Annotated in this window: 25 protein-coding genes and 2 pseudogenes; 17 read left to right on the forward strand and 10 right to left on the reverse strand. The window is 65.4% G+C overall.

Features of this window, described 5'->3' with window-relative positions:
• Window positions 1–9: 9 nt before the first annotated feature.
• On the reverse strand, window positions 10–630 hold the full coding sequence (locus ROSELON_RS12700) for a thiamine phosphate synthase (RefSeq protein ID WP_025312733.1): 621 nt from the start codon (window positions 628–630) through the stop codon (window positions 10–12).
• Window positions 631–745: 115 nt separating this feature from the next.
• Here ROSELON_RS12700 and ROSELON_RS12705 point away from each other — a divergent pair, with 115 nt between their 5' ends.
• The 3 genes and pseudogenes from ROSELON_RS12705 (at window position 746) to ROSELON_RS12715 (ending at window position 4,277) form a co-directional block, all read left to right on the forward strand.
• Window positions 746–1,504 (forward strand): RNA methyltransferase, encoded by a 759-nt coding sequence (locus tag ROSELON_RS12705; RefSeq protein WP_025312734.1) that lies wholly within the window; start codon window positions 746–748, stop codon window positions 1,502–1,504.
• A 154-nt stretch (window positions 1,505–1,658) separates the two neighbouring features.
• Entirely contained in the window at window positions 1,659–2,792 is a 1,134-nt protein-coding gene (gene ctaA, locus ROSELON_RS12710; protein WP_025312735.1) for a heme A synthase, read from the forward strand.
• A 5-nt stretch (window positions 2,793–2,797) separates the two neighbouring features.
• Window positions 2,798–4,277, forward strand: a pseudogene (locus ROSELON_RS12715) (carboxypeptidase M32).
• Window positions 4,278–4,306: 29 nt separating this feature from the next.
• On the opposite strand, the gene ROSELON_RS12720 reads toward ROSELON_RS12715, so the two are convergent.
• The gene (locus ROSELON_RS12720) at window positions 4,307–5,101 is read right to left on the reverse strand and encodes an enoyl-CoA hydratase (protein WP_025312736.1); all 795 of its coding nucleotides are present in this window, start codon (window positions 5,099–5,101) and stop codon (window positions 4,307–4,309) included.
• 85 nt (window positions 5,102–5,186) lie between these two features.
• On the opposite strand from ROSELON_RS12720, the gene ROSELON_RS12725 reads away from it, so the two are divergent.
• Both ROSELON_RS12725 and ROSELON_RS12730 read left to right on the forward strand, forming a co-directional pair.
• Complete coding sequence (locus tag ROSELON_RS12725) at window positions 5,187–5,609, forward strand: PaaI family thioesterase (protein WP_025312737.1); 423 nt, start codon at window positions 5,187–5,189, stop codon at window positions 5,607–5,609.
• 95 nt (window positions 5,610–5,704) lie between these two features.
• Window positions 5,705–6,682 (forward strand): SLAC1 anion channel family protein, encoded by a 978-nt coding sequence (locus ROSELON_RS12730; protein WP_025312738.1) that lies wholly within the window; start codon window positions 5,705–5,707, stop codon window positions 6,680–6,682.
• A 79-nt stretch (window positions 6,683–6,761) separates the two neighbouring features.
• Here the strand turns inward: ROSELON_RS12730 and speE are convergent, their stop codons facing one another.
• Entirely contained in the window at window positions 6,762–7,628 is an 867-nt protein-coding gene (gene speE, locus ROSELON_RS12735) for a polyamine aminopropyltransferase (protein ID WP_025312739.1), read from the reverse strand.
• A gap of 88 nt (window positions 7,629–7,716) precedes the next feature.
• Complete coding sequence (speD, locus tag ROSELON_RS12740; protein WP_025312740.1) at window positions 7,717–8,226, reverse strand: adenosylmethionine decarboxylase; 510 nt, start codon at window positions 8,224–8,226, stop codon at window positions 7,717–7,719.
• A 252-nt stretch (window positions 8,227–8,478) separates the two neighbouring features.
• Here speD and ROSELON_RS12745 point away from each other — a divergent pair, with 252 nt between their 5' ends.
• The 9 genes from ROSELON_RS12745 to ROSELON_RS12785 all read left to right on the forward strand — a co-directional run bounded on the left by ROSELON_RS12745 (window position 8,479) and on the right by ROSELON_RS12785 (window position 15,284).
• Complete coding sequence (locus ROSELON_RS12745; RefSeq protein ID WP_025312741.1) at window positions 8,479–9,798, forward strand: NAD(P)/FAD-dependent oxidoreductase; 1,320 nt, start codon at window positions 8,479–8,481, stop codon at window positions 9,796–9,798.
• Between the two features lie 13 nt (window positions 9,799–9,811).
• Window positions 9,812–10,168 carry a DUF5368 domain-containing protein gene (locus ROSELON_RS12750; RefSeq protein ID WP_025312742.1) on the forward strand — a complete coding sequence of 119 codons (357 nt, stop codon included), beginning with the start codon at window positions 9,812–9,814 and terminating at the stop codon, window positions 10,166–10,168.
• 260 nt (window positions 10,169–10,428) lie between these two features.
• Complete coding sequence (gene rplM / locus ROSELON_RS12755; protein WP_025312743.1) at window positions 10,429–10,890, forward strand: 50S ribosomal protein L13; 462 nt, start codon at window positions 10,429–10,431, stop codon at window positions 10,888–10,890.
• Window positions 10,891–10,892: 2 nt separating this feature from the next.
• The gene (rpsI, locus tag ROSELON_RS12760) at window positions 10,893–11,390 is read left to right on the forward strand and encodes a 30S ribosomal protein S9 (protein WP_025312744.1); all 498 of its coding nucleotides are present in this window, start codon (window positions 10,893–10,895) and stop codon (window positions 11,388–11,390) included.
• A 192-nt stretch (window positions 11,391–11,582) separates the two neighbouring features.
• Window positions 11,583–11,858, forward strand: a complete 276-nt coding sequence (locus tag ROSELON_RS12765) for a hypothetical protein (protein WP_025312745.1) — start codon at window positions 11,583–11,585, stop codon at window positions 11,856–11,858.
• Window positions 11,859–12,038: 180 nt separating this feature from the next.
• Complete coding sequence (locus tag ROSELON_RS12770) at window positions 12,039–12,350, forward strand: antibiotic biosynthesis monooxygenase family protein (protein ID WP_025312746.1); 312 nt, start codon at window positions 12,039–12,041, stop codon at window positions 12,348–12,350.
• 137 nt (window positions 12,351–12,487) lie between these two features.
• Window positions 12,488–13,378, forward strand: coding sequence for an ABC transporter permease (locus ROSELON_RS12775; protein WP_038651544.1), 891 nt, complete (start codon window positions 12,488–12,490; stop codon window positions 13,376–13,378).
• Window positions 13,375–14,181, forward strand: a complete 807-nt coding sequence (locus ROSELON_RS12780) for an ABC transporter permease (protein ID WP_025312748.1) — start codon at window positions 13,375–13,377, stop codon at window positions 14,179–14,181. The genes ROSELON_RS12775 and ROSELON_RS12780 overlap by 4 nt, the downstream gene beginning before the upstream one ends.
• Window positions 14,178–15,284, forward strand: a complete 1,107-nt coding sequence (locus ROSELON_RS12785) for an ABC transporter ATP-binding protein (RefSeq protein WP_038650406.1) — start codon at window positions 14,178–14,180, stop codon at window positions 15,282–15,284. Before ROSELON_RS12780 ends, ROSELON_RS12785 begins: the two co-directional genes overlap by 4 nt.
• 122 nt (window positions 15,285–15,406) lie before the next feature.
• On the opposite strand, the gene ROSELON_RS12790 is transcribed toward ROSELON_RS12785, so the two are convergent.
• Window positions 15,407–15,637, reverse strand: coding sequence for a sulfurtransferase TusA family protein (locus ROSELON_RS12790; protein WP_025312750.1), 231 nt, complete (start codon window positions 15,635–15,637; stop codon window positions 15,407–15,409).
• Between the two features lie 94 nt (window positions 15,638–15,731).
• Between ROSELON_RS12790 and ROSELON_RS12795 the strand changes: the two genes are divergently transcribed.
• From ROSELON_RS12795 to ROSELON_RS12805, 3 genes and pseudogenes are all read left to right on the forward strand, one after another.
• Window positions 15,732–16,502, forward strand: coding sequence for a cytochrome c biogenesis CcdA family protein (locus tag ROSELON_RS12795; protein WP_025312751.1), 771 nt, complete (start codon window positions 15,732–15,734; stop codon window positions 16,500–16,502).
• Between the two features lie 44 nt (window positions 16,503–16,546).
• Window positions 16,547–17,852, forward strand: a pseudogene (locus ROSELON_RS12800) (hypothetical protein).
• Window positions 17,849–19,198: a cytochrome P450 gene (locus tag ROSELON_RS12805; RefSeq protein ID WP_038650410.1), complete on the forward strand. Its 1,350-nt coding sequence runs from the start codon at window positions 17,849–17,851 to the stop codon at window positions 19,196–19,198. Before ROSELON_RS12800 ends, ROSELON_RS12805 begins: the two are co-directional and overlap by 4 nt.
• Window positions 19,199–19,271: 73 nt before the next feature.
• On the opposite strand, the gene ROSELON_RS12810 is transcribed toward ROSELON_RS12805, so the two are convergent.
• The 5 genes from ROSELON_RS12810 to ROSELON_RS12830 all read right to left on the reverse strand — a co-directional run bounded on the left by ROSELON_RS12810 (window position 19,272) and on the right by ROSELON_RS12830 (window position 22,021).
• Window positions 19,272–19,535 (reverse strand): hypothetical protein, encoded by a 264-nt coding sequence (locus ROSELON_RS12810; RefSeq protein ID WP_025312753.1) that lies wholly within the window; start codon window positions 19,533–19,535, stop codon window positions 19,272–19,274.
• A gap of 34 nt (window positions 19,536–19,569) precedes the next feature.
• Entirely contained in the window at window positions 19,570–19,791 is a 222-nt protein-coding gene (locus ROSELON_RS12815) for a ribbon-helix-helix domain-containing protein (protein WP_025312754.1), read from the reverse strand.
• A complete protein-coding gene (locus tag ROSELON_RS12820) occupies window positions 19,788–19,979 on the reverse strand; it encodes a DUF4169 family protein (protein WP_025312755.1) in 192 nt (63 codons plus the stop codon). The genes ROSELON_RS12815 and ROSELON_RS12820 overlap by 4 nt, the downstream gene beginning before the upstream one ends.
• The gene (gene fumC, locus ROSELON_RS12825) at window positions 19,976–21,379 is read right to left on the reverse strand and encodes a class II fumarate hydratase (RefSeq protein ID WP_025312756.1); all 1,404 of its coding nucleotides are present in this window, start codon (window positions 21,377–21,379) and stop codon (window positions 19,976–19,978) included. The genes ROSELON_RS12820 and fumC overlap by 4 nt, the downstream gene beginning before the upstream one ends.
• A gap of 63 nt (window positions 21,380–21,442) precedes the next feature.
• The gene (locus tag ROSELON_RS12830) at window positions 21,443–22,021 is read right to left on the reverse strand and encodes a class I SAM-dependent methyltransferase (RefSeq protein WP_025312757.1); all 579 of its coding nucleotides are present in this window, start codon (window positions 22,019–22,021) and stop codon (window positions 21,443–21,445) included.
• Window positions 22,022–22,088: the final 67 nt, after the last annotated feature.

A 22,088-nucleotide genomic window follows, 5' to 3' on the forward strand; every position in this document is an offset into this window, starting at 1 on the left:
CCGGCCGCGTCAGTCCAGGGGGGCGATCATCCGACGGAGCGCATCCAACGGATCGTCCTGACGCCAGATCTCGGCGCCGATGGCGAAGAAATCGACGACCGGGGCGAAGTCTGCCACCAGATCGGGTGTCAATGCCCCTTCGGCAACCACAGGCAGTTCGATCATCTGCGACCACCAGGCGAACAGGTCACGCCCGGCCGGGGCGCCATCGTCGAGATCGCTGTGTCCGACAGGCCCGAAGCTGATGTAATCGGCACCGGCCTCGCCCGCGACCAGCCCGTCATGGCGCGAGGCCCCGCAATGGGCCCCGAGGATCGCGTCGGCCCCAAGCGCCTTGCGCGCCGCCCGGACCGAGCGCGCGCCATCCGAAAGATGCACCCCGTCGAGGCCCAGGCGCTCGACCAGCCCGAAAGGACCGTCGATCACCAGGGGCACGTCGCGGGCATGGGCCAGCTCGCGGCAGGTATCGGCGGCGCGCGCAAGGTCATCCTCGGCGTCGGCGACGAGGGCCAGGCGCAAACAGGCGATCTCGACCCCGTCGAGAACGGCCGCAAGTTGCGGGGCGAAGGCCTGCGGATCGAAAGTCTTGGGGGTGACCAGGTAGATTTGCGGGCGCTCGGCGTCGGCCATGATGCGGTGTCCTCTGTTTCGCGTGGGCGTCGATACGCGCAGCCGGACGTGCAAGCAAGGGGCAGGTGGCGTGCGGTGCCTTGCCTGTGCGCGCCGCAACGGCTATCGGGCCGCCATGCAACAGAACGATCCTGCGACACAGCCCGCCTTCGTCCTCGTCCGCCCGCAGATGGGCGAGAATATCGGCGCCTCGGCGCGCGCGATGTGGAATTTCGGCCTGGACCGGATGCGGGTCGTGGGCCCGCGCGACGGCTGGCCGAACGAACGCGCCGTGGCCCTAGCCAGCGGGGCGGGGCGGCTGCTGGATCGGGCGGGCCTGTTCGACCGGGTCGAGGATGCGGTGTCTGATTGCATATATGTCTTTGCCACCACCGCGCGCGAGCGCGGGTTGACCAAGCCGGTGGTCACGCCCGAACGCGCCATGCAGCAGGCGCGCGCGATCGCAGCCGAGGGCGGAAAGGTCGCCGTTCTGTTCGGGCCGGAACGGGCCGGGCTGGAGAATGCCGATATCGCGCTGGCCAATGCCATCGTCTCGGTTCCGGTGAACCCGGCGTTCCCCTCGCTCAATCTGGCGCAATGCGTGCTGCTGACAGCCTATGAATGGCGCCGCGTCACGGTCGAAACACCGCCCGAGGTGACGGAGATGGCCCGCACCGATTTCGCCACTGCGCTCGAGGTCGAGAAACTGGGCGATCATTTCGAGGAACGGCTGGAAGAGGCGGGGTTCTTCTTTCCCGCGCTCAAGGCCGAGGGGATGAAGCTGAACCTGCGCAACATGTGGTCGCGCCTGCCGCTGACGCGCGCCGATGTGCAGATGCTGCATGGCATGCTGCGCCAGATGGTCCGCTGGGCCGACAAGCGCCGCGACGGGTAGGGGGCGTCTGCCCCCGCGCGCGTCCCGCGCCCCCCCCGGACGGTTTCTTGCCAAGATGAAGGGACGGGTGCGGCGATGTCGGGCAGGCGCAGGCGCTTGAAGGCGGTTGGGGCACGGGATAGGTCTGAACCCGAAATGTGAGGGGAGACGGGCCATGGCCGAACGTCGCAGCATTTTCGAGGACGTCAGCGAAACGCAGAAACCCGCCGCCACGCCCGGTGGCATCAGCCGCGATCGCACACGCGCGCGGCGGCTGGTGCGTGGCTGGCTGAAGATCCTGTTCGCGCTGGTCGTGGTGATGGTTGCCGTGGGCGGATTGACCCGGCTGACCGACTCGGGCCTGTCGATCACCGAATGGGCACCCTTGTCGGGGGCGATCCCGCCTTTGTCCGAGGCCGACTGGCAGGCCGAGTTCGAGGCCTACCGCGCCATTCCCGAGTACCAGTTGCAGAACCGCGGCATGAGCATGGCCGAGTTCCAGGTCATCTATTGGTGGGAATGGGGGCATCGGCAGCTTGGCCGCTTTATCGGGTTGGTCTGGGCGGTCGGGTTCCTGGGCTTGCTGGTGACGCGCAACATTCCGCGCGGCTGGTCCTTGCGGTTGCTGATGCTGGGCGCGCTGGGGGGCGCGCAGGGCGCCATCGGCTGGTGGATGGTGGCCTCGGGGCTGGAAGAGGGCATGCTCGACGTGGCCTCGTACCGGCTGGCGACGCATCTGGGCCTGGCCTTTCTGATCCTGTCGCTGATCGCGTGGTACGTCATGCGGCTGGGGCGCGCGGAATCCGAGCTGCTGGCCGCCCGGCGCGAGGGCGACCGCAAGCTCAAGGGCGTGTCCACGGGCGTGATGCACTTGGCGTTTCTGCAGATCATCGTCGGCGCCCTTGTGGCGGGCATCGATGCGGGGCGGAATTACACCGACTGGCCGCTGATGGCCGGTGGCTTCACGCCGCCGGGGATGTGGGCGATCGAGCCGGTGTGGCGCAACCTGTTCGAGAATGACGGCACGGTCCAGTTCATCCATCGCATGCTGGGATATCTGGTCTTGCTGATGGGTCTGGTGGCGTGGGTCATGGCCCTGCGCTCGGCCCGCAAGGCCACGCGCGGGGCGTTTCACGACATGATGGCAATGCTCGTGGTGCAGGTCGCCATCGGCATCATGACGGTCATGGCCTCGGCACCGTGGTACATGGCCATTCTGCATCAGGTGGGCGCGGTGTTGCTGATGGTGCTGATCCTGCGCGCACGCTTTTTGTCCATGTACCCCCTGAAACAATCCATCCGAGGCTGACCGAGATGACCGCATTGACCGATCTGCTGGCCTATCAGCGCCAGACCGAAGCCCTGTCGCAGGTCATGGGCCGGCTCGGCTGGGATCAGGAAACCGTGATGCCGCGCGGCGCGACCGAGCAGCGGGCCGAGGAAATGGCCGCGTTGGAGGCCGTTCTGCATCGCCCGCCGGACCGACCCGCGCGTGGGCGACTGGCTGTCGGCGGTCGAAGACATGGAACTGGGTGAGGTCGAGGCGGCGCACCTGCGCCTGATCCGCCGCGGCCATGAGCGCGCGGTCAAGGTGCCCGCGGACCTTGCCACGGCCCTGGCGCGGACCACGTCGCTGGCGCAAGGCATCTGGGCGCGGGCGCGCGCCGCCGATGATGTCGCGGGGTTTCTGCCCACGCTCGAAGGGGTGGTGAACCTGCGTCGTCAGGAGGCCGCCGCCCTTGCCGGTGACGGCCCGCTTTACGACGCCCTGCTCGAAGACTACGAGCCGGGCACCAGCGCCGCCGATATCGCCGGGCTGTTCGACCGGATGCGCCCGCGTCTGGTCGCCCTGCGCGAGCGTGTACTGGGCGCGGGCCACCCGCCCAAGGGCCTGTCGGGCGCCTTTGGCGAGGCCGGGCAACTGGCGCTGGCCCAGGAGGTGGCCGAAGCCTTTGGCTATGACATGCTGCACGGGCGGATCGATCAGGCCGTGCACCCGTTCTCCTCGGGGTCGGGCAAGGATGTGCGCATCACCACGCGGGTGGACGAGGCCGAACCACTGGGGTGTCTGTATTCCACGATCCACGAGGTCGGGCACGCCACCTATGAGCAGAATATCGATGACGCCTACCTGCTGAGCGCCTTGGGGCAGGGCGTGTCGATGGGTGTCCACGAAAGCCAGAGCCGGATCTATGAAAACCAGCTGGGCCGGTCCACCGCCTTCACCGGCTGGCTGTTCAACCGGATGCGGGCGCATTTCGACGAGATCGGCCTGCCCGACGAGGCCGCCTTTCATGCGGCGGTGAACCGGGTCAGCGCGGGCTTCATCCGGACCGAGGCGGACGAGGTGCATTACAACCTGCACATCATGCTGCGGTTCGATCTGGAGCGCGCGCTGATTGCCGGGGATCTCGCCGTCGCCGATCTCGAGGCCGCGTGGAACGACCGGTTCGAGTCCGATTTCGGGGTCAGGGTCGACCGTCCCAGCCACGGCATGTTGCAGGACGTGCATTGGTCGGTGGGCCTGTTCGGCTATTTCCCGACCTATGCCCTGGGCAATGTCTATGCCGGCTGCCTGCACGAGGCGATGCGCCGCGATATCCCGGCGCTCGACGAACATCTGGCCGAGGGCGACCCGTCGCCGGCCACCGCATGGCTGCGCGAACGCCTGCAACGCCATGGCGGGCTACGCACCCCGCGCGAGACGATCATGGAAGCGACCGGCGCCGAGATCAGCGAAGCACCCCTTCTGGACTATCTCGACGCCAAGTTCGGGGCGATCTACGACCTTTAGGCCCCGGTCCGCGCGCGCCGGTCAAGCGATCAGCCGGGCTGGTTCCAGTCCGGCTTGCGCTTTTCGATGAAGGCATCGACCCCTTCGGCCGTGCCCTTGTCGAGCATGTTCTCGACCATCACCGCGCCGGTCAGCGCATAGGCCTTGTCGAGGGGCAGGTCGATCTGGTCGTAGAAGGCGCGCTTGCCGATGCGCACGGCTGTGCCCAGCTTGCTGGCGACAAGGGTGGCCAGGGCCTCGGCCTCCTGATCCAGGGCGTTGTCGGGCACGACGCGGTTCACCAGGCCCAGGTCCCGCGCGCGGGCGGCGTCGATGAACTCGCCCGTGGTCAGCATCTCGAACACCTGCTTGCGCGGGGCGTTGCGCGACAACGCCACCATCGGGGTCGAGCAGAACAGGCCGATATTGACGCCGTTCACACCGAAACGGCAGCTTTCGGCGCTGACCGCCATGTCGCAGGACGCCACCAGTTGACAGCCCGCGGCCGTGGCGATGCCATGGGTCTGGGCGATCACGGGCTGGGGCAGGCGCGGGATCACCTGCATCATCCGCGCACAGCGGTCGAACAGGTCGCGCAGCTCGGCCGCGCCGCTGCCGCCTTCGCGTTTGGCCTTCATCTCCTTGAGATCATGACCGGCGCAGAACGCCTTGCCCGTCCCCTTGAGCACGATCACGCGCTGCGTGTCCGAGGTCATCAGGTCCTGAAAACTGTCGGTCAATCGCGCCAGCATGGCATCCGACAGTGCATTCAGGCTGCCCGGCGCGTTCAGCGTCAGATGCGTGACCGCGCCGCGATCTTCGCGCAAAAGGATTTCGTCGGTCATTCGTGGATGTCTCCCTTGCCACCGTCCCGTCCGGGCGGCACGTTAGCCGCAATCGGGGGCGGTGAAAACAGCAAGGGGTGGTGTGATGCCGGTGGTGATGAACGAGGACGACTTGCAGGGCTTTCTCGCCCGCGAGTTTCCGCAGACGGCCGATGATTTCGTGATCGAAGAGGTGGCCGACATGTCGATCCGCGTTCGCCTGCCTGTGGCCGAGCGGCACCTGCGGCCCGGTGGCACCGTCTCGGGGCCGTCGATCTTTGCCTTGGCCGATGTGTCCGTCTACCTGGCGCTGCTGGCCATGATCGGGCCCAAGGCGTTGGCCGTCACGACGAATTGCTCGATCGATTTCATGCGCAAACCCGCCGCGCAGACCGACCTGATCTGCATCTGTCGCCTGCTCAAGCTGGGGCGCGTGCTGGCCGTGGGCGAATGCCTGATCTTTTCGGAAGGAACCGAGGCCCCGGTCGCCCGTGCCTCGATGACCTATTCGATCCCGCCCGAGCGCTGAGGGCGCGGGCCTGCGACACCCTGCACCGCTGCATTCCGCCGGGTGCGGGCCTAGGTAGTTGACGAAATCAATCGAATGAGGATCGGAGGACCGTCATGACCGAGACCGCTGCGCCCCAGGCCACCCATAGCCGGTTGGAACACATGCCGGTGACCTTTCATGCCATCCTCATGGGGCTGTTCGGCCTGACGCTCGCCTTGCATGCGGCGGCGCATCACACGCCCTGGACCGACGCGCTGTCGCTGATCATGCTGTGGGTCGGTATCGGGTCCTTCGCCGTGATCTCGGGAACCTATCTGCTCAAGGCGCTACGCTTTCCGCGCGCCGTCGTGGCCGAGTGGCACCACCCCGTCAAGCTGGCCTTCTTTCCGACGATCTCGATCTCGCTGCTGCTGACCGCCACCGCGATGATGACGCCCTATCCGGATGTCGCGCGTGTGGTCTGGATGATCGGCGCGGTCGCGCAGGGGGTACTCACGCTGAGCGTCATCAACGGCTGGATCAGTCACCGCGCCTTCGAGGTTGGGCATCTGAACCCGGCCTGGTTCATTCCTGCCGTCGGCAATGTCGTCGTCCCTGTGGCCGGCGCGCCCCTCGGGTTCGAAGAGATCAGCTGGCTGTTCTTTTCCGCCGGGATGATCTTTTGGCTGGTGCTGCTGGTGCTGGTCTTCAACCGGCTGATCTTTCACAATCCGCTGCCGGGCAAGCTGTTCCCGACCATGGTGATCCTGATCGCGCCGCCGGCCATCGGCTTCATCGCCTATATGCGGCTGGTGGGCGCGCTCGATACCTTTGCCATCATGCTGATCAACATCGCCTATGTCTTCGCGGCGCTGGTGCTGTTCGAACTGCCCAAGCTGCGCAAGCTGCCCTTCGCGCTCAGCTGGTGGGCATTGACCTTTCCGGTCGCGGCGCTGTCGATCGCCTCGTTCCTCTATGGCGGCCTGCGTGAAAGCGCCTTTCACATCGCGCTGGGGCAGGGCGTGCTGATCTTTCTCGCGCTGGTCGTGGGCGGCCTGATCCTGCGCACGGGCCTGGCCCTCGCCCGCGGGGAAATCTGCGTGCCGGAATGAGAAAGGAGCGGAAAACACCTGTTTTCCGCCCCGAAAATCCCGAGATTTTCGTCCGTTTTCCTTCAGGAAAACGGCGCGGTCAGGGGATGAGCCGCGCCACGTAAGGGGGCAGGGCGAAGGCGCCCTGGTGCACCTCGGGGGTGTAGTAGTCGGTCGCCAGACCCGCCGAGTCGAACCGCGCGCGCAGGGTGGCAAGATCGGTCTGCCGGGCGCCGCCATTCGTGCCCCAGCCAAACGCCATTGGCCCGCCCGCATAGGTCGGGATTGTGGCAAGGTAGCAGGTCGCATCCGCAAACAGCGCGCGAAAGGCCCGCATCGTGTTGGTCAATTCCTCGCCCTGCAGGAAGGGCACACCGTTCTGTGTCACGAGGATACCGCCCTCGGCCAGTCGTGCGCGGGCGTGGCCATAGAACGTGTCGGTGAACAGCACCTCGCCGGGGCCGACCGGATCGGTCGAGTCGACGATGATGACATCGTAGAGGTCGGCGTTTTCCTTCATGAACACCGCGCCGTCCGCGATCACCAGGTCCAGCCGCGGATCGTCGAAGGCCCCGTCCGAGATGCCGGGCAGGTATTCGCGGCAGAAGGTGAGGACGCCATCGTCGATTTCGACCATGGTGACCTGTTCGACACTGTCATGCTTGAGCACCTCGCGGGCCATGCCGCCATCGCCCCCTCCGATGATCAGCACCCGCCTGACATTGCCATGGGCGAGGATCGGCACATGGGTCAGCATCTCGTGATAGATGAAATTGTCGGCTTCGGTGACCTGCACCACGCCATCGAGTGTCATGATCCGGCCAAAGGTCGGGTTCTCGAAGACACGGATGCGCTGGTGCTCGGTCGCGCTGTCGTAGAACTCGGTGGTGATGCGCAGGCCCTGCAGGTGATCGTCATGCAGGCGTTCGATGTTCCAATCTGCGGGCCAGTCGATCCGGTCGGTCATGTCGTCGGTCCCCTTGAGGCTCGTGAAACGGATGCGGGCCGCGGCGGGTGCGCGCGGCCCGTGTGATCTGTCGATGCGGTGGGGCGGGTCAGGCCGCCGCGGTCTCGGTCACAAGGCCCTCGCCGCGGCGCAGTTCCTTGACATGCACCGTGTCGGTTCCGAAGGCGCGCTTGAGCACGTCGACGGCGCGCCACGGCTGGGCATCGCCGCACATGAACACGTCGAAGGCGCCATAGCCGATCTCGGGCCATGTATGCACCGAGATATGGCTTTCAGCCAGCACCGCCACGCCGCTCACGCCCTGGGGCGAGAACTTGTGCGTATGGATGTGCAACAGCGTCGCGCCGCATTCGTCGACGCAATCGCGAAACGCCTGCTGGATGCGGCTTTCGTCATCCAGACCGTGGCCGTTTTCGACCTCGATGATCAGGTGCGTGCCGGCGAACACCGCGCCGTCACGGCGAATGAAATGATCGTCGCGGGTCTCGTCGAAAATGTCGCGAGACATGTCGTTTGCAGCCGAAAGGCTGCGGGAATCTTCCGCATGGGCGCCTGTCTCCAGACCAGTCCCCAGTTGGAAGAGGTCTGCGCGGTCCATGGCGCGTCCCCTTCTTACCAGTAGAGTGATGTGGTGGGTCCTTAGCGCCCCCCCGGCTGTCGCCGAAGTTGGGATCGGTCCCGGTTCGTGAAGGCGCACCTAAGGCCCCGCCGGATTCGGATCAAGAGGGAAATTGCGCGTGCCGCGACAAATTCACGCCAGGGGCGAGTCATTTGATATATGTCAAAGTCGGAAATTAACTCGGCACACTATTGCATGCCAAGAGAGAGACGCGCCTAGGACACGGGAGACATGCGTATGACCGAAAAATTCAAAACCAGCCGCCGCGCCTTTCTGGCGCTGGCCGCAGCAGGGGGCGCAGCCGCCACGCTGCCCGGCGCCGAGGCGCGCGCGCAACAGGTGCCGACCAATGCCCGCATCGTCATCATCGGGGCCGGCGCCGCCGGCACGGCGCTGGTCAACCGTCTGGTCGAACGCCTCGACGGGGCGCAGATCACGCTGATCGACCCGCGGGCGCGCCACCTCTACCAGCCCGGCCTGACGCTGGTGGCCGCGGGCCTGAAGCCCGCCGATTACGTCGTCAGCACGACGACTGAATGGATGCCCGATGGCGTGACCCTGATCGAGGACGCGGTTTCGGCCGTCGATCCCGAGGTACAGCGCGTTGAAACCGAAGGCGGCGAAACGGTCGACTATGATTTCCTCGTGCTGGCCCCTGGTCTGATCCTGGATCATGGCGCGATTGAAGGATTTTCGCGTGACATGATCGGCACGAACGGCATCGGGGCGCTTTATGGCGGGCCCGAAGACGCCGCCGCCACCTGGGCTGCCGCTGCGCAATTCGTCGAAGAGGGGGGCAAGGGCCTGTTCACGCGCCCCGCGACCGAGATGAAATGCGCCGGGGCGCCGCTGAAGCACACGTTCCTGATCGACGACCGGCTGCGTCGCGCCGACAATCGCGGTGCGGCCGAAATCCTCTATGCCGCGCCGCAGACCAACCTGTTCGGCGTGCCCATCGTGGCCGAGCGGGTGCGGATGCTCTTTGGGGATCGCGATATCGAGTACAGCTATCAGCGCACGCTGCGTGCCATCGATTCGGAGCGCAAGATCGCGACCTTCGACACGCCGGACGGCACCGAAGAGCAGGATTACGACTATATCCACATCATCCCGCCGCAGCGCGCGCCGCAGTTCATCCGCGACTCGGGCCTCAGCTGGGCCGATCGCTGGACCGATCAGGGCTGGGTGGATTGCGACCAGTACACCATGCGTCACAACCGCTATGACAACATCTGGGCGGTGGGCGATGTGGCCGGCGTGCCCAAGGGCAAGACCGCGGCCAGCGTCAAGTTCCAGGTGCCGGTGGTCGAGGATCATCTCGTCGCGGCGATCCAGGGCCAGGAAGGTACGGCCACCTATGGCGGCTATACCTCTTGCCCGATGATCACGCGCATCGGGCGCGCCATGCTGATCGAATTCGACTACAACAACAACCTGACGCCGTCCTTCCCCGGGGTCATCGCCCCGCTAGAGGAATTGTGGATCAGCTGGCTGATGAAGGAAATCGCCCTGAAAGCCACCTACAACGCCATGCTGCGCGGCCAGGCCTGAGGAGACCGAAACCATGGAAGAACTCACACTGGAAACCATGATCGCCGTGTTCGAAGAAGTCTTCGGCCCCGGCCTGTTCTGGACCATGGTGGCCGTCGCCGCCATCATCACTGTCGGGTATCTCTACGTGCTGATCCGCGACCACAACCTGGGCATGCGGCGCTTTCTGATCGCGCAGCTCTTCATGCCGGTGGGTGCCGTGCTTGCCATCTGGTTCGTGATGTTCATGACCGACTCGCAACTGGCAGATATCGGCGGGCCGGTGGACATCATCGTCTTCCTCGGGATCGCGGTCCTGGGGGCGGTCGGGATGTCGATCCTGGTCTACACGGTCGAGTCGCTGTTTTTCCGCGACAAGCTGGGCGACTGACCCCGCCCAACGGCGCATCGGCGGCGTTATGCACCGTCCCCGAGAGGGGGCGGTGTTTCTTGTTCGGCGCGGTATTTTGTGGGGTAAAATAGTACCACAAACGTAAACCATTGAATATCAATATTTTTCACTGATCTGCAGCGCTTGACGCCGCGTTGGAAATGCTTAGAACACCGCCATCCACCAAAGGGGCACGTGGGAACTGTGCGTGTCCCGTGTGTTTCCGGCCGGCCCACCGGCCCCCGAAAGGACGAAAACCGATGAAAACCTTCACCGCTACCCCGGCGGATATCGAGAAGGACTGGATCGTGATCGACGCCGAAGGCGTCGTGCTCGGCCGTCTCGCCTCGATCATCGCCATGCGGCTGCGCGGCAAGCACAAGCCGAGCTTCACGCCTTCGATGGACATGGGCGACAATGTCATCGTCATCAACGCCGACAAGGTGCAGTTGACGGGCAACAAGCGCAACAAGCCGAATTACTGGCACACCGGCTATCCGGGCGGGATCAAGTCGCGCACGACCGGCCAGATCCTCGAGGGGGACCACCCCGAGCGTGTCGTCATGCAGGCCGTCAAGCGCATGCTGCCGGGCGGCAAGCTGTCGCGCCAGCAGATGACCAACCTGCGCGTCTATGCCGGTGCCGATCACCCGCACGAGGCGCAGCAGCCCAAAGTGCTCGACGTCAAGTCGATGAACCCCAAGAACACCCGGAGCGCATGACAATGGCCGAGACTCTCTCTTCGCTCGATGCGCTGAAAGGCGCCGTGGACGGGGCGGATGCCGCTGCCGCCGTCACCATGGACGAAACCCCGCGCGAGCCTCAGCGCGATGCGCTTGGCCGCTCCTACGCCACAGGCAAGCGCAAGGACGCGGTCGCCCGCGTCTGGATCAAGCCCGGCTCGGGCAAGGTCGTGGTGAACGGCAAGTCGATGGACAAGTACTTTGCCCGTCCCGTTTTGCAGATGATCCTGCGCCAGCCCTTCACCGTCGCCGGTGTCGAGGACCAGTTCGACGTGATGGCCACCGTCAAGGGTGGCGGCCTGTCGGGTCAGGCCGGCGCGGTCAAGCACGGCATCTCGAAGGCGCTGCAACTGTACGAACCGTCGCTGCGCGGTGCGCTGAAAGCGGCCGGGTTCCTGACGCGCGACAGCCGCGTGGTCGAACGCAAGAAGTTCGGCCGCCGCAAGGCGCGCCGCAGCTTCCAGTTCTCCAAGCGCTGATCATCCCGGTTTCCGGACCGACACGGGTCGCCCTTCGGGGCGGCCCATTTTCTTATGCCGATACCGCGTCACATCTTCGTGAGGCGATCTTCCGTGGGAGCCACGGATCTCCCGGATCGCGGGCGTCGCGCGGTGATCTGCGGGTCAGTCCCCCGCGCGATCCTTGCACATCCATACCAGGGAGTTCCGATCATGACACGCTTGGTGCTTTCGCTCGTCCTGTCCCTCGGCCTGCCGACGCTTGCCGCAGCCTCGGGCAGCCCGGTCGCCGTCGGGGCAGGGACGCCCGATCCTGCGGCAAAGCTGCATGACGCGGCCGCGCCCTTGCCGGCAGATGCGCTTTTGGCGCTGCAAGGCAAGAAGCAGATCTTTGACGAGGCCTTGGTCCTCGACGCCGATACCGCCGCCAGCGGCGAGGGGCTCAAGCCCGCAGGCGCAGATCCCGTGACACCCGCCCCGGCGCTGTAATCCGCGCCCCCGGCTCTTGGGGGGCGGTCGTTCAAGACCTTGGGTCGCCTCTCGGCGGCCCAATCAACCGGACCCGTTGAAACCCACGCGCGCAAAGCCAGCGCGGTGTCGGGCTTGACAAGGCGGGGGCAAGCCCGCCCATCTGCGTGAAAGACCGACCAAATCCAGCGAGGCCAAGCCATGTATCTGACGATGAACCGCTTTCGTGTGAAATCCGGCTCGGAAGAGGCGTTCGAGGACATGTGGGTGTCGCGCGACAGCCACCTCAAGACCGTGGACGGTTTCGTCAGTTTCTACCTCATGAAGGGCGAGTCCGCGGACGGGTTCCGCCTCTATGCCAGCCACACGATGTGGCGCGACAAGGCGGCCTTCGAGGCGTGGACCAAGTCCGAGGCGTTCCGTCGGGCGCACAAGGGCGCGAAATCCTCGGGCGAGATGTATGATGGCCCGCCCGTGCTGGAGGTGTTCGAAACTGTGCAGGAATTGAGCTGACGGCGCGCGGGGGCGGGCGGTTTTCGTCATGGCGCGCCCCGTGATCGTTCATGCCCCCTTGCAGCGGCGCACGCATGCCGCCATCGTCGATCACCGGGGCCGGGGACGGGGCTCCGGCACAGGGGAACGGCCAGACCATGGGCGATAGCCAATCACGGCTCAGGCGCGCGTTGCGCAGCGAGGGGGGCAAGGGCCTGACCATCGTCAGCCCGCCCTTGGTCTATACCCTCCTGCTTCTGGCGGCCCCGTTGGCCACCATCGTCCTGCTGAGTTTCTGGACCCAGCAGTTTCTGACCATCGACACCAATTTTACCCTCGCCAACTACGAAGAGGCGCTGACTGACCCGCTCTATCGCGAGTTGATGCTGCGGTCGCTGCGCATCTCGGGGCTGGTGACGCTGGCCACGGTGGTGACGGCCTTTCCCATCGCCTATTTCATCAGCTTTCACGTTCAGTCGAACCGGAAATCGCTGTGGCTGTTTCTGATCACCATTCCGTTCTGGACCAGTTACCTGATCCGCGTCTTTCTGTGGCGCGTGATCCTGGCCTATGACGGGCCGGTGAACGGCACGCTGCTGGGGCTGGGGGTGATCGACGAGCCGTTGGGCTTCATCCTCTACAACGCCAATGCGGTGGTCATCACCCTGGCCCACGCCTTTGCGCCCTTTGCCATTCTGCCGATCTTCGTCAGCCTCGAACGCATCGACCGCAGCCTTCTGGAGGCCGCGCGCGATCTGGGCGAAAGCCATGTGATGACCTTCTTTCGCGTGACCCTGCCATTGGCCATGCCGGGTGTGCTGGCCGCGGCGCTGATCGTGTTCATCCCGACGGTGGGCGATTACGTCACCCCACGCCTTGTGGGCGGATCGGGCGGCACGATGATCGCCAACATGATCTACGCGCAGATCTTCGACCTCAACAATCGGCCCATGGGGGCGACGCTGGCCGTTCTGGCGATGGGCACGGTCGCGGTCATCTCGATCGGGTTGATCCTGCTGACGCGCCGCTGGACGGGGCCGAAACGATGAGGGGCGGGGGTCTGAAGCTCTACGCGATCCTTTATCTCGCGTTCCTCTATGCGCCCATCGTGCTGCTGCCGCTGTTTGCGTTCAACGACGGCACGATCATCGCCTTTCCGCTGCAGGGCTTCACCCTGGGATGGTTCGCGGCCCTTCTCGAAACGCCGGCACTGCACGAGGCGACGTTGAATTCACTGATCATCGCGGTGTCTGTCGCGCTTCTGGCCACCTCGCTTGGGCTGTTTGCCGCGCGCGCGGCCACGCGCTACCGCTTTCCGGGCAAGCCGGGCATCCTCGGCTTTATCATGCTGCCCCTGGTTCTGCCCGAGGTGATCGTGGCGATCTCGCTGTTGGCGGTGCTGATGCAGCTGGGGCTGGATTCGGGCCTGTGGACCATCATCCTGGGCCACACGCTGCTCTGCATGCCGTTTTCCATCGCGATCCTGCAGGGCAGTTTTGCCAATATGGACCAAAGCCTGGAGGAGGCCGCGATCGATCTGGGCGAAACACCGGTCTCGACCTTTCGGCTGGTGACATTGCCGCTGGTCCTGCCGGGGATCATCGCGTCGCTTCTGATCTGTTTCACGATTTCGCTGGACGAGTTCATCATCGCCTTCTTCCTGTCGGGCAACGAGCCGACGCTGCCGGTCTATCTGTGGGGTCAATTGCGCTTTCCCGCGCGTCTGCCGGTGGTGATGGCGCTTGGCACGATCCTGGTGGCGCTGTCCGTGCTGCTGCTGGTGGTGGCCGAGATTTTCCGCCGCCGCGGATTGCGGCGGGCGGGCCTGGAAGACACCGGAGGGTTCCTGTGACAGACACGACACCGCCGAGCGCCATCATCACGCTGGACAAGGTGCACAAGTATTACGGCGATTATCACGCGCTGCGCGGCATCTCGGCCGAGATCCGGCAGGGCGAGTTCTTTTCGCTGCTGGGGCCCTCGGGCTGTGGCAAGACCACGCTCTTGCGCGCCATCGCGGGGTTCGAGGATATCTCCTCGGGGGAGATCCAGTTGAGCGGGCGCAACATGGAAGGCGTACCGCCCAACCGGCGGCCCACCAACATGGTGTTTCAGTCCTACGCGATCTTTCCGCATCTCAGCGTGGCCGAGAACGTCGCCTTCGGCTTGCGGAAGTCGGGCAAGACGCCGGGCGAAAAGCGTCGCGACGTGGCCGAAGCGCTGGAGATGGTGGGATTGGCCGATTTCGGCAAACGCGCCGCGCATGCGTTGTCGGGCGGGCAGCGGCAGCGTGTGGCGCTGGCGCGCGCGCTGATCCTCAAGCCCAAGGTGCTGCTGCTGGACGAGCCGCTTTCGGCTTTGGACAAGAAGATGCGCGAGCAGATGCAGGTGGAGTTGATCAAGCTGCAGCGCGAGGTGGGGATCACCTTCATCCTTGTCACCCACGATCAGGAAGAGGCGCTGGTCATGTCCGACCGCATCGCCGTGATGTTCGAGGGCGAGATCGCGCAGCTGGATGACCCGGAGATGCTTTATCGCAGGCCCCAGTCGCGCCGCGTGGCCGAGTTCATCGGGATGATGAACTTCCTGCCCGCCGAGGTTGTCGATGTCGCGGGCGGCAAGGCCGAGGTCGAGGTCGCGGGACTGGGCCGCGCGGCGCTGGAGGCCGGCCAATGCCCCGGCGGCGCGGCCAAAGGGGCCGCACGGATCGGCTTGCGGCCCGAAAGCCTGACCATCCTGTTCGAAGGCCAGACCGCCGAAAGCGGGCGCAGCGCCGAGGGCGTGGTCGAAGAGGTCGTCTATTATGGCGACATGACCTATTACGACGTGCTCATTCACGGCGCGCCGTCGAAAGTGTCGGTCTCGATGCGCAACATGCCGGGCCGCAGGGTGCTGGAACGTGGTGACCCGGCGCGTCTGGCCTGGGACCCGCGGGCGATGGTTCTGTTCCCTTGAGGGGTTGCGCCGGCTTTGCCGTCGCCGGGGGCAAGCGCCGCACGGGGCATCGAGCCCCGTGCGGCGCTGTCGCGCGTGCCGCGCGGGGGCATATTTGAAGGATAAAGAGGGGGCGGGGCGGCTCAGGCCCCCTTGCGCACCAGATAGGCGGGGCAGGGGCCGCCGGTGTCAGCCCCGAGAAAGCCGTGACCGTGTTCGGCGCAGAAATGCGGCACATCGATCGCGGCCATGGGATCGGTGGCCAGCAGGCGCAGCACCTGTCCGGGCGCGAGGGTCCGCAAGCCCTGTTGCAATCGCAGTACGGGCAAGGGGCATTTCAGCCCTTCGGCGTCGAGTTCAAGATCCCAATCCATGCCACGGGGCTTAGCCCCGGGCGCGACGCCCTGTCCACGGCAATGTGACCCGTGGCGGCGTGACGCCGCCCCGATTTCGGCGTATGCCTCGGTCATGTTCGGAATTGACCTGTTCGATGCGTCGCTCTTGCCGGCGATGCTGGTGGCGCTGACCGCCGGGGTGCTGAGTTTCCTCAGCCCCTGCGTCTTGCCCATCGTGCCGCCCTATCTGGCCTACATGAGCGGCATCACCATGGCCGATGTCGCCGAAGACGCCGCGACCGAGGCTCGGCGCGCGGCGCGCAGAAAGGCGTTGCTGGCAGCGGTGTTCTTTGTGCTGGGCCTGTCGACGGTGTTCGTCTTTCTGGGGTTCACGGCGTCGATTTTCGGGCAGTTCTTTTTGCAGAACCAGATGCTGCTGGCGCGGATCGCAGGTGCGGTCATCATCATCTTCGGCCTGCATTTCCTTGGGATCATCACCATCCCGCTTTTGAACCGCGAGGCCCGGTTGGATGCCGGTGACCAGGGCGGGTCCGCCTTTGGGGCCTATGTGCTGGGGTTGGCCTTTGCCTTTGGCTGGACGCCCTGTATAGGGCCGCAACTGGGCGCCATCCTGTCGATCGCCGCCACCGAGGCGAGTGTCACGCGCGGCACGGTTTTGCTGGGTGTCTATGCCGTTGGGCTGGGTATCCCCTTCCTGCTGGCCGCGGGCTTCATCGACAAGGCGATGTCGGTCATGACGCGTCTGAAGCGGCATATGCGCCTGATCGAGCGGGCCATGGGCCTGCTGCTGGTCTCGGTGGGGGTGGCTCTGATGACGGGGGCGTTTTCGGCCTTTTCCTTCTGGCTCCTCGAGACCTTCCCGGCCTTGGGTAACCTGGGCTGATTTGTGCCATAGGCGTGCCGGAATTGGCCGCTAAACATGCGCTCATGTGCAGGGGCGAGCCAGACCCACCGCGCGCAAGCGTGTCCCGCCGCCGGGTGATCTACATCCCCGGATACGATCCTGTGCCGCCGCGCAAGTATCGCGAGCGGTATCGGCGCGAGGCCGCGAAACAGGCCGTATTGGCGTGCTACGAGATCGACATGGGCAAGGCGCGGGGCGACGCGCGCTTCGGCTGGCATGTCTCGGCGCGGATCGGAGGGGGCCGCGGTCGAGACCGAAATCGAGGTCGCCTATTGGGCCGATATCGTGCGCGCATCGATGCAGCAGGGTGTTCTGGCGACCTATGGACAGCTTTTGCGCACGGCTTGGGCCTATATCGGCTCGGGCGCGTTGTTTCGCCTGATGCGCTTGCGCAAGGGGCCGGTGATCGCGGCGCTGTACCCGGTTGTGCTGCTTTTGGCCGAATTGGTCATCGCGGCGGTGATCGGTGTTGTCGCGGGGCTGGGCCTGTATCAGGTGCTGGTCTGGTCCGCGACCGGTCTGGGGCTTTTCGGCACGGGGGGCGGCGTGACGCTGGCCTTTGCCTTGATCGCGGCGACCGGCGGGGGGGCAATGGTCTGGCTTGTGCTGCGCTGGTGTCAGCGGCGCGATGCCCTGTTCGAGTGGTATCTGATGCATGATTATGCATTCTCCGCGCGCCTGGGCGGGGCCTTCCCGCAGGAACAGGAGGCCCGGATGGCCGAGGTGGCCGACAGGATCGCCGAGGCCCTGAAGCGGGATCTCGACGAAGTGCTGATCGTCGGCCATTCCTCGGGGGCCTATCTCGCGGTGTCGATCCTGGCCGATCTGATCCGCGACGGGCGGGTGCCGAACGAGGGGCCGTGCCTGTCGTTCCTGACGCTTGGCCATGTTGTCCCGATGGTCGCGTTTCTGCCGCGCGCCGACAGGTTGCGCGCCGATCTGGCCTATCTGTCCACCCGGCCCGAGTTGAGCTGGGTCGATGTCAGCGCACCGGGCGATGGCTGCTGCTTTGCGCTCTGCGATCCGGTTGCGGTCAGCGGTGTGGCGCCCGTGGGCAAACGCTGGCCCCTGATCCTGTCGGCCGCCTATACGCAAACCCTGAAACCCGAGACATGGGCCGCCCTGCGCTGGCGGCTGTTCGAGTTGCATTTCCAGTATCTCAACGCCTTCGACAATCTGTCCGGGGCGGTGGGCGAGTATGATTACTTCCGTGTGACGGCCGGTCCGCTGACGCTATGGCAACGGTTCGGGCGGCGGGCCCCCTCGGCCAGTCGGATCGAACGCGCCGTCAACCGCCACACGGGGCAGAAGGAAAGACCCAAGGCATGATCCTGCCCCCGAAGCCCCCGGCACGCCCCGATCGCGTCTCGTTGCGCCAATACCTGAAGCTGTTCCGACAGGATATTCTGTCGGCCCAGCCGGCGCGGCTATACCGGGCGTGGATGGCCGAGTTTCGGACCCCCTTTTTTCGCAGCTACCTGGTGAACCAGCCCAGCCTTGTGGACGAGGTGCTGAAAGCGCGGCCCATGGATTTCCCGAAGTCCGACCGCGTGGGCGAAGGGTTGCGCCCCTTGCTGGGCAATTCGGTCTTTCTGACCAATGGCGCGGCATGGCTGCGGCAGCGACGGATCATCGACCCGGCCTTCGAGGGGGGGCGGCTGCGCGACACGTTTCCCGCCATGTGGGCGGCGGGAGAGGCGGCGGTGGCGCGCATGGGCACCGGCGAGGTGGAAGTCGAGGCCGAGATGAGTCATGCGGCGGCCGATGTGATCTTTCGCACGCTCTTTTCCATCCCGATCGAGAACGAGGTCGCCGCCGAGACCTTTCACCAGTTCCGGGCCTATCAACGCACGCAGCCCATTCTGAATGCGGCGGCCTTCGTGCCATTGCCGCGCTGGATGCCGCGGGGGTTCGCGGCCGAAACAAAACGGACCGCCCGCGCCATCCGCGGCCTGATCGAGACCTTGACCGCCGAGCGCATGGCCCTGATCCAGGCGGGCACGGCGCCTGACGATCTGGCGACCAAGATCATGACGACCAGCGATCCCGAAACCGGCGAATGCTTCACGACCGAAGAGATGGTGGACCAGGTTGCGATCTTCTTTCTGGCCGGCCACGAGACCAGCGCCAGCGCTCTGGGGTGGACGCTCTACCTTTTGGCGCTGTTTCCCGATTGGCAGGACAAGGTGGCCGCCGAGGCCGAGGCGGTCCTCGCGGGCGGCATGGATTTCGCAGTGATGTCGCGGCTGAAACTGGCGCGGGACGTGTTCCGCGAGGCGCTGCGCCTTTATCCGCCCGTGCCGATGATGGTGCGTGAAACCGTCAGGCCGGAACGGTTCCGCGACCGCGACCTGCCAGTCGGCAGCCAGGTGGTGCTGTCGCCCTGGCACCTGCATCGCCATGAGCGGGTGTGGGACAACCCCGATGGCTTCGATCCGGGCCGGTGGGCGACCGAGAACGGCAAGACATGCCTGCGCGAGGCGTGGATCCCGTTTTCGACGGGCGCGCGGGTCTGTACCGGGGCCGGTTTCGCCATGGTCGAAGGGCCGCTTTTTCTGGCGATGCTGCTGCGCGCGTTCCGATTCGAGCGGATCGACGGCAAGGACCCCGTTCCGGTGGCCTACCTGACCGTGCGCGCCAAGGACGGGATCTGGTTGAAACTCGCACCAAGATAGCAAACGGAAATCTCGAGATTTCCGTACGGAAAACTGCCGTTTTCCAGGCAGAAAAACTCGCGTTTTTCTGCACCTAGATGTCATGGCGGCTGTACGATGCCGACTTCGGGCGCAGGATGCGCACGGGGTCCCGGTTGCAGAAGACGATGATCTGACCGGCATTCTCGATGGCGCGAAAGCCGCGGCGATAGACCTCTTCGACGAAGACCTCTTTTCCGAAATAGCGCTCGATATCCCGCGCGCTGCGCCGCAGGACCTTGCCATCGCGGACAAGGCGCGTGCCGAAAACATCGGCGAGAAAGGCCTCGGGCGAATGGTTCGGGGGCAGGTTTTCCATGCAGCCACCCTGCCACAGAAGGGTTAAGGCCCGGTTACCGCCCGGCCTTGACTTCGTCCAGGACGAACACCCGGATCGCCGAGGCCAGGCCCGAGCTGAGCCCCCGCGCGGCGTCCACCTCGGCGGCCAGATCGTTGACCGAGGATCCGCGCGCCGCCGCGATGCGTTGGAACTCGGTCCAGAAGGCATCCTCGAGAGACACGCTGGTACGATGCCCTTTCAGGGTCAGCGACCGTTTTCGCGGGCGGGCGTTCATTCCTCGTCGGCCCCGTCGCGCCGGTGGGCGTCGAGATGGGCTGCCTCTTTCCCGGTGCGGGCCTGATCGAGATCGCGCTCGGCCTTGTTGCGGCCGAAGCGGGCGGCATTCGCATCCGCCTGCCGCCGCTTGTCGTCGCGCGCGCGGGTCTTGCGCGCGCGCGACAGGTTCACGATCTTGCCGCTCACTTGGGCCCGATCATGTCTTCGGGGCGCACGACCCGCTCGAAGGTTTCTTCATCGACAAAGCCGAGGCGGATCGCCTCTTCCTTGAGGGTGGTGCCGTTCTTGTGCGCGGTCTTGGCGACGGTGGTGGCGTTGTCATAGCCGATGGTGGGCGCCAGCGCGGTGACCAGCATCAGGCTTTCCTTCATCAGCCGGTCGATACGTTCGACATTGGCCTGGGTGCCCATCAGCATCCGTTCGGTGAAGCTGTCGGCGGCATCGCCCAGAAGCTGCATGGACTGCAGCAGGTTATAGGCCATCATCGGGTTGTAGACGTTCAGCTCGAAATGGCCCTGCGACCCGGCGAACCCGATGGCCGCGTCATTGCCCAGCACATGGGCGCAGACCTGCGTCATGGCCTCGGCCTGGGTCGGGTTGACCTTGCCCGGCATGATCGAAGAACCGGGCTCGTTTTCCGGCAGGATCAACTCGCCCAAGCCTGAGCGCGGGCCCGAGCCGAGAAAGCGCATGTCATTGGCGATCTTGTAGCAGGCCATGGCCGCCGTCTTGATGGCACCCGACATGAAGACCATCGCGTCATGGGCGGCCAGCGCCTCGAACTTGTTCGGCGCGGTGACGAAGGGCAGGCCGGTGATCGTGGCGATGTTGCTGGCGACGGTCGTGTCCCAGCCCGGCGAGGTGTTCAGCCCGGTGCCCACGGCGGTGCCGCCCTGCGCCAGTTCGTAGATGCCGGGCAGCGCCATCTTGATCCGCTCGATCCCGTTGCGCACCTGCTTGGCATAGCCCGAGAATTCCTGCCCCAGCGTCAGTGGCGTCGCATCCTGCGTGTGGGTGCGGCCGATCTTGATAATGTCCTTGAACTCCGCGGACTTGGCCTCCAGCCCCGCCGCCAGTTTCTCAAGGCCGGGGATCAGCACCTCATGCGCCGTTGTGGCCGCGGCGATATGCATGGCTGTGGGGAACGTGTCGTTCGACGACTGGCCCATGTTGCAGTGATCGTTCGGGTGCACCGGGTCCTTCGAGCCGATCTGCCCGCCAAGGATTTCAATCGCACGGTTCGAGATCACCTCGTTCGCGTTCATGTTCGACTGGGTGCCGGACCCGGTCTGCCAGACAACCAGCGGGAAGTGGCCGTCGAGCTTGCCCTCGATCACCTCGGTGGCGGCGGCGATCATCGCATCGGCCAGCTTGGCGTCCAGCTTGCCCGAGGCCTTGTTCGCCTCGGCGCAGGCGCGCTTGATGACGCCGAGCGCGCGGACGATGGCAATGGGCTGCCGTTCCCATCCGATGGGAAAGTTCATCAGGCTGCGCTGCGTCTGTGCGCCCCAGTATTTGTCGACGGGCACCTCGAGCGGGCCGAAGCTGTCGGACTCGGTGCGGGTTTCTGGGCGAGTGGCGGTCATGTTGTCCCTCCGGTATGCTGTTGCATGCCGTTTAGCCTGACCCAGGGTCGCAGCGCAACGGCATCAAATGGCGCAGGCGCCTGCGGCGCGTTGCGTAAAGCGATAGACCCGTGCGGGTGGCATGTTCCACCAGATTTTTCGGCTGACCCGCCAAGCAAGCTGCAAATCCTCGCGCACCGGGCGTGCGACGGGTGGCTTTGGCCCATAGGTGAATTGCACATAGCTGCCCCCCGGTTTGACCCGTTGAAACGTGCCCGACAGAATGGCGCGTTGCAGATCGATGGGCATCGACAGCAGGGGCAGGCCCGAAACCACCGCCTGCGCGCCCTCGACCGGCAGGGTGCCGACATCGCCCGCGCTCATCTGATAAACGTTCAGGCCGGCAAAACGCGTGCGCAATCGGGCGCAGAAGTCGGGGTTCATCTCGATGGAATGCAGGTTCTGCGGCGCCACGCCGCGATCGAGGATGGCCTGCGTGATGTTGCCGGTCCCGGCACCCAGTTCGATCACCGGGCCGGCGTTCGGGTCGATCTCGGCCACCATTTCGGCGCAGAGAAAGCGCGAGGATGGGGCCAGTGCGACCACCTGATGCGGTCTGCGCAGAAGCTGCCCCATGAACAGGGCAAAATCGGACGTGGCCATGTGAAATATCCGCCTGAGCCGCGTTGAAAATCCTTTGCGGCCCACAGGCCATGGCCGGCCGCCCAAG

It is taken from the genome of Roseibacterium elongatum DSM 19469 (assembly GCF_000590925.1).
GTDB classification, from domain to species: Bacteria; Pseudomonadota; Alphaproteobacteria; order Rhodobacterales; family Rhodobacteraceae; genus Roseibacterium; species Roseibacterium elongatum.

What these genes read in the sequence shown, in the direction of transcription:
- ROSELON_RS12700 (WP_025312733.1), bottom strand. Translation starts at nt 630, where the DNA reads ATGGCCGACGCCGAGCGCCCGCAAATCTACCTGGTCACCCCCAAGACT.
- ROSELON_RS12705 (WP_025312734.1), top strand. Translation starts at nt 746, where the DNA reads ATGCAACAGAACGATCCTGCGACACAGCCCGCCTTCGTCCTCGTCCGC.
- ctaA (WP_025312735.1), top strand. Translation starts at nt 1,659, where the DNA reads ATGGCCGAACGTCGCAGCATTTTCGAGGACGTCAGCGAAACGCAGAAA.
- ROSELON_RS12720 (WP_025312736.1), bottom strand. Translation starts at nt 5,101, where the DNA reads ATGACCGACGAAATCCTTTTGCGCGAAGATCGCGGCGCGGTCACGCAT.
- ROSELON_RS12725 (WP_025312737.1), top strand. Translation starts at nt 5,187, where the DNA reads ATGCCGGTGGTGATGAACGAGGACGACTTGCAGGGCTTTCTCGCCCGC.
- ROSELON_RS12730 (WP_025312738.1), top strand. Translation starts at nt 5,705, where the DNA reads ATGACCGAGACCGCTGCGCCCCAGGCCACCCATAGCCGGTTGGAACAC.
- speE (WP_025312739.1), bottom strand. Translation starts at nt 7,628, where the DNA reads ATGACCGACCGGATCGACTGGCCCGCAGATTGGAACATCGAACGCCTG.
- speD (WP_025312740.1), bottom strand. Translation starts at nt 8,226, where the DNA reads ATGGACCGCGCAGACCTCTTCCAACTGGGGACTGGTCTGGAGACAGGC.
- ROSELON_RS12745 (WP_025312741.1), top strand. Translation starts at nt 8,479, where the DNA reads ATGCGTATGACCGAAAAATTCAAAACCAGCCGCCGCGCCTTTCTGGCG.
- ROSELON_RS12750 (WP_025312742.1), top strand. Translation starts at nt 9,812, where the DNA reads ATGGAAGAACTCACACTGGAAACCATGATCGCCGTGTTCGAAGAAGTC.
- rplM (WP_025312743.1), top strand. Translation starts at nt 10,429, where the DNA reads ATGAAAACCTTCACCGCTACCCCGGCGGATATCGAGAAGGACTGGATC.
- rpsI (WP_025312744.1), top strand. Translation starts at nt 10,893, where the DNA reads ATGGCCGAGACTCTCTCTTCGCTCGATGCGCTGAAAGGCGCCGTGGAC.
- ROSELON_RS12765 (WP_025312745.1), top strand. Translation starts at nt 11,583, where the DNA reads ATGACACGCTTGGTGCTTTCGCTCGTCCTGTCCCTCGGCCTGCCGACG.
- ROSELON_RS12770 (WP_025312746.1), top strand. Translation starts at nt 12,039, where the DNA reads ATGTATCTGACGATGAACCGCTTTCGTGTGAAATCCGGCTCGGAAGAG.
- ROSELON_RS12775 (WP_038651544.1), top strand. Translation starts at nt 12,488, where the DNA reads ATGGGCGATAGCCAATCACGGCTCAGGCGCGCGTTGCGCAGCGAGGGG.
- ROSELON_RS12780 (WP_025312748.1), top strand. Translation starts at nt 13,375, where the DNA reads ATGAGGGGCGGGGGTCTGAAGCTCTACGCGATCCTTTATCTCGCGTTC.
- ROSELON_RS12790 (WP_025312750.1), bottom strand. Translation starts at nt 15,637, where the DNA reads ATGGATTGGGATCTTGAACTCGACGCCGAAGGGCTGAAATGCCCCTTG.
- ROSELON_RS12795 (WP_025312751.1), top strand. Translation starts at nt 15,732, where the DNA reads ATGTTCGGAATTGACCTGTTCGATGCGTCGCTCTTGCCGGCGATGCTG.
- ROSELON_RS12805 (WP_038650410.1), top strand. Translation starts at nt 17,849, where the DNA reads ATGATCCTGCCCCCGAAGCCCCCGGCACGCCCCGATCGCGTCTCGTTG.
- ROSELON_RS12810 (WP_025312753.1), bottom strand. Translation starts at nt 19,535, where the DNA reads ATGGAAAACCTGCCCCCGAACCATTCGCCCGAGGCCTTTCTCGCCGAT.
- ROSELON_RS12815 (WP_025312754.1), bottom strand. Translation starts at nt 19,791, where the DNA reads ATGAACGCCCGCCCGCGAAAACGGTCGCTGACCCTGAAAGGGCATCGT.
- fumC (WP_025312756.1), bottom strand. Translation starts at nt 21,379, where the DNA reads ATGACCGCCACTCGCCCAGAAACCCGCACCGAGTCCGACAGCTTCGGC.
- ROSELON_RS12830 (WP_025312757.1), bottom strand. Translation starts at nt 22,021, where the DNA reads ATGGCCACGTCCGATTTTGCCCTGTTCATGGGGCAGCTTCTGCGCAGA.